General features: G+C 65.8%; 1 protein-coding gene and 1 pseudogene. Both read left to right on the forward strand.

From position 1 onward, the window contains the following. Window positions 1–169 precede the first annotated feature (169 nt). A complete protein-coding gene (locus BN4346_RS47955; protein ID WP_067977059.1) occupies window positions 170–913 on the forward strand; it encodes a hypothetical protein in 744 nt (247 codons plus the stop codon). A gap of 14 nt (window positions 914–927) precedes the next feature. Beyond that, window positions 928–1,272: pseudogene (locus tag BN4346_RS46630) on the forward strand (recombinase family protein); the annotation flags it as partial. Between the last annotated feature and the right edge of the window lie 629 nt (window positions 1,273–1,901).

The raw sequence follows: 1,901 nt of genomic DNA on the forward strand, positions 1-1,901 counted from the left end.
GTTCACCAGTTCCGCCGCCACCCCGCTTTGATTTCCCAGGCACATTGGCACAACCCCGTGCACCCCCGACCAGCCCCTTCCTGACCACCTTCTCGACCCACACACCTCATGCACCAAGGACACAAACAGGTAACATTGCGTCTAGACGAAATCAGAGAAAAGGTGTGCGATGACAGGGGACCCGGTAGTCCTGGAGGCGCGCACCGACACGACCCGGGCGTGCCCGCACTGCGGCGAACGCTTCGAGATGCCGACCAAACGGCGGGGCCGGCGGCCGGTGTGGTGTTCGGCGAAATGCCGGCGTGCGGCCTCGGCACGCCGTGTTGCCGCGGCCGCCGCAGGCGCCCCGGTGACGGTGGTGGAAGTGCCCCGAGCGCACCGCCCCGATGCCGATGCCGATGCCCGCCTGCCGATCCCGTCCATGACCACCTTGATGCATCTGCTGTTGAGTTCGGACTACCAGTGCCGGACCCTGCTGGAAACCATCGAGCACCGCTACACCCACGACCAGATTCAGGACCACCAACTGCGGGCGGTGGTGGAACGGTTCGCGGCCGCCGTCAACCGACACCAGACTCTCACCGCCGACCCCGACTACCAGCAGGCCCGCACCGAAATTCAACGCCTACGTGACCAGTTGCGCCGCGACGTCGAACGTGCCACCCACCGCGACCATGAGCTGGGGCAGCTGCGTCACACCGCCGCGCAAGTCCCCGCGCTGCGTGCCCGAATTGCAGAACTCGAAGCCGCCGCCACTCACAGAGCCACCGGAACCACCGCCAGTGGGCACCCCGCACCGCCACCAGCATGGCCGGCAGCCGGCGCATCGGCATCCGCTCCGGCCCCGGCAACGCCGGGGTTGAGTCGCCAACAACGCCGCGCAGCCCAACGTGCCACCGGCAAAAAGCGGTAGCAGACTGGCCCAGCGATACCGGGAACGATGACGGGTTGTTCATGGCCCGCATTGCCAAGGAGTCTGGCCGCAAGTCGGCCCGCATCCGCCGCAAGATGTTGCAGAACGCCCAGGCCGGATTGCCGCATGGTTCAGCACGCCCGTTCGGGTATGAAGCTGACAAGATCACCGTGCGCGAACCAGAAGCCGCTGTCATACGCCGCTATCTGGCGGGCCAGCCCCTGCGGTCGTTGACGATCTGGCTCAACGAGTCGCAGGTTGCCCCGAGCGTGGCGGCATCGTGGCAGACCACCGCGGTGCGCCAAGTCTTGTCCTCAGGCCACATCGCCGGGCTGCGGGAGCATCGCGGAGAGGTGATCGTGGGGACTATCGTGCGACATACCCGGCTGGGGATACCCCGAGTTGATCTGGAGCAGGCGGTAGTCAATGTTGGCGTTCGCTCGTGTCGGTGTGGCGATCGGCTGTGCCGCGGCAATCGTGTCGCTGGCGCCGCTAGTCGACGCTGACCCGCTCATCCTCGACCCGCACCAGCCGGACCTCACAAAAAACCACTGCCCAGGCGGGCAGTGGGGTGTTGGCCGCCTACGAGTCTGCGACGGCGAGAAATACCCCGACGGTTCGTACTGGCACCAGTGGGAAGGCGGCAACCGCCTCGTCGGGCCAACATGGAACTACGACTGCGTCGGCGACAGTGGCAACCCCATCTTCCCGGCGCCGCCACCACCCGGTGGCTGCAACGGTGCGATCCCACTCGAACCCCCGCCCAACGAGACCTCGCCACCTGCGGAGCCCGCATCACCCGCGCCGCCACCATCTGGCCCGCCAGCTGGCCGACCCACTGCCAACCCTTCGCCCACACAACACCAGGACTCCTGACATGGTTGCGGTTGCTGGCCGGTAATTTTGTGCTTTGATCTGCGGGTTTCCCGGTGTGTCACTGCGTAATTCGGATCATGATGGTCGATAATAGATAGAGCTATTTATTGCG

Origin of the sequence: Mycolicibacter icosiumassiliensis (genome assembly GCF_900078685.2) — a bacterium.
GTDB classification, from domain to species: domain Bacteria; phylum Actinomycetota; class Actinomycetes; order Mycobacteriales; family Mycobacteriaceae; genus Mycobacterium; species Mycobacterium icosiumassiliensis.